Here is a 3,112-nt window from a genome sequence, read left to right on the forward strand (position 1 = left end):
CTGCGCGCCGGGCGTGCCGTTCCCGGGCTATATCGATTACGCCGCCTTCTGCCGGGGCGGGTGATTCCGGTAGCGCCGGGCCACGCCCGGCGAGCGCAGCGGGGCGCGCAGGCACATCCGCCAAGCCTGGCCCGGCGCCACCGTTGATCGTTTCAGAATGATGTGTGGGGTGGCTGCCGGCATCGTTCCACCTTCAAGACAATCCGGCGCAACATGCGTGCTATTGCCGTCATCCACATTGCTCTATCGTGGTGAGCGATTCTGGATTCCGGGGAAAGCACCGCATGGCGGTAGAAGCAGCGACCAGCGAGCTGGTCAAGGTGGTTGCCCTGCTGGGCGCGGCGGTGGTGATGGTGCCCTTGTTCCGGCGGCTGGGCCTGGGGTCGGTACTGGGCTACTTCGCCGCCGGCCTGGCGATCGGACCGTTCGGGCTGGGCTGGTTCTCCGATCCGCAGGCCATCCTGCATACGGCCGAACTCGGCGTGGTGATGTTCCTTTTCGTGATCGGCCTGGAGATGCGGCCCTCGCACCTGTGGAGCCTGCGCAAGGAAATCTTCGGGCTGGGCACGCTGCAGATCGTCACCTGCGCGCTGGTGCTGACCAGCATCGCCAAGTTGTTCGGCTTCCCGTGGCAGGTGGCCTTCATCGGTGCCACCGGCTTCGTGCTGACCTCCACCGCCGTGGTGATGCAGCTGCTGGCCGAGCGCGGTGATATCGCGCTGCCGTCCGGGCAGAAGATCGTCTCCATCCTGCTGTTCGAAGACCTGCTGATCGTGCCGCTGCTGGCCCTGGTGGCGTGGATGGCGCCCAGCGCGGGCAGCGCCGACGGCGAGGGCTCGCGCTGGCTGTCGGTGGCGATCGGTGTCGGTGCCATCGTCGGCCTGGTACTGGTCGGTCGCTTCCTGCTCAACCCGCTGTTCCGCCTGCTGGCCGAATCGAAGGCACGCGAGGTGATGACCGCCGCCGCGTTGCTGGTGGTGCTGGGCGCGGCACTGCTGATGCAGCTGTCCGGCCTGTCGATGGCGATGGGCGCGTTCCTGGCCGGCGTGCTGCTGAGCGAATCGACCTTCCGCCACCAGATCGAAGCCGACATCGAACCGTTCCGCGGCATCCTGCTCGGCCTGTTCTTCCTCAGCGTCGGCATGGCGCTGGACCTGGGCGTGGTGGCCTCGCACTGGCAGCTGATCGCCGGCCTGGTGTTGGCGCTGATGGCGGCCAAGGCACTGTGCATCTATGTCGTTGCGCGTCTGATGGGCAGCGACCACGCGCAGGCGCTGGACCGTGGCGTGCTGATGGCGCAGGGCGGTGAGTTCGCCTTCGTGCTGTTCTCCGCAGCGGCGGCCGCTGGCGTGATCGACGTGGACATCAATGCCAACTTCACCGCCGTGGTGGTGCTGTCGATGGCGCTGACCCCGCTGGTGGTGCTGGTCTACAAGCGCGTGGCACCGAAGCCGACGGTGAACCTGGAGGGCGTGGACGAGGCCGACGGCCTGTCCGGCAGCGTGCTGCTGATCGGCTTCGGCCGCTTCGGCCAGGTGGCCAGCCAGTCGCTGCTGGCGCGCGACGTGGACGTGACCATCATCGACAACGATGTGGAGATGATCCAGAGCGCGGCGCGGTTCGGCTTCAAGATCTATTACGGCGACGGCACCCGCCTGGACGTGCTGCATGCTTCCGGCGCGGCGACCGCGCGTGCGATCGCGGTGTGCGTGGACAAGGCCGACGCCGCCGACCGCATCGTCGAGCTGGTCGCGCACGAATTCCCGCAGGCCAAGCTGATGGTGCGCTCGTTCGACCGCGAGCATTCGCTGCGGCTGATCCATGCCGGCGTCGATTTCCAGATCCGCGAGACCTTTGAATCGGCCGTGCTGTTCGGTCAGGCCGCCCTGGTCGAGCTGGGCGCCGACGAGGACGACGCGATCGAGATCGCCGAGCAGATCCGTCGCCGCGACGCCGAGCGTTTCGAGCTGGAAATCGCTGGTGGCGGCCTGAACGCCGGCGCCAAGATGGTGTTTGGCAACTCCGGCCAGGGCGTACCGACGCCGACTCCATTCACCGCGCCGAAGCGGGCAAGCAAGACCTTGAACCCGCAGGACGTGCCCGAAGAGGAAGAATGAGGGATGCGACCCGTAACGTCACCCGGGGTCAGCGTTCCAAGGTAGCGCCGGGCCATGCCCGGCGAGCGCAGCGGCTGCATTGGCGGTGGGCGAGGGGGCCTGAATCGGGGACAATAGCCTCCCCACCGCCGCCGCCCCCGCATTCGATGAACGATTCCGCCGCCCCGCATCCTGCCCGCATCCTCGATGGCCGCCGCATCGCTGAAGACCTGCTCGACAGCCTGAAGGTGCGTGTCGACGCCCGCATCGCGGCCGGTGGCAGCCGTCCGGGCTTGGCCGTGGTGCTGGTGGGCGGCGACCCGGCCTCGACCGTGTACGTGCGCAACAAGCGCCGTGCCGCCGAGAAGGTCGGCATCGAAGCACACGATTACGACCTGCCGGCCGGCACCACCGAGGCCGAGCTGCTGGACCTGATCGATCAGCTCAATGCCGATCCGAAGATCAACGGCATCCTGATCCAGCTGCCGCTGCCGGGCATCCCCGATGCGCGCCGGCTGATCCAGCGCATCGACCCGCGCAAGGACGTCGATGGCTTCCACCCGGAAAACGTCGGCCATCTGGCCCTGCGCGAGTTCGGCCTGCGCCCGTGCACCCCGCGCGGCATCACCACGCTGCTGGGCCACACCGACCAGCCGGTGCGCGGTCGCAACGCCACGATTGTGGGTGTCAGCAACCACGTCGGCCGCCCGATGGGCCTGGAACTGCTGATTGCCGGCTGCACCGTCACCAGCTGCCACAAGTTCACCCCGAAGGACGTGCTGGAACAGGCCGTGCGCAACGCCGACATCCTTGTGGTGGCGGTGGGCCGCCCGGGCATCGTGCCGGGCGAGTGGGTGAAGCCGGGCGCGGTGGTGATCGACGTCGGTATCAACCGCCTGGACGATGGTCGGCTGGTCGGCGACGTCGGCTTCGACGCGGCGGCGCAGCGGGCGAGCTGGATCACCCCGGTGCCGGGCGGTGTGGGCCCGATGACCGTGGCCACGTTGATGCAGAAC

Annotated in this window: 2 protein-coding genes; both read left to right on the forward strand. The window is 68.1% G+C overall.

All coding sequences use genetic code 11. The features are described 5' to 3' along the window. Positions 1-284: 284 nt before the first annotated feature. The gene (locus QMZ25_RS18585; RefSeq protein WP_111186653.1) at positions 285-2,117 is read left to right on the forward strand and encodes a monovalent cation:proton antiporter-2 (CPA2) family protein; all 1,833 of its coding nucleotides are present in this window, start codon (positions 285-287) and stop codon (positions 2,115-2,117) included. A gap of 146 nt (positions 2,118-2,263) precedes the next feature. Next, positions 2,264-3,112: bifunctional methylenetetrahydrofolate dehydrogenase/methenyltetrahydrofolate cyclohydrolase FolD (gene folD / locus QMZ25_RS18590; protein WP_283220108.1), on the forward strand; the 849-nt coding region annotated here is incomplete at its 3' end.

Origin of the sequence: Stenotrophomonas sp. RS-48, from assembly GCF_030053245.1 — a bacterium.
GTDB classification, from domain to species: Bacteria; Pseudomonadota; Gammaproteobacteria; order Xanthomonadales; family Xanthomonadaceae; genus Stenotrophomonas; species Stenotrophomonas maltophilia_P.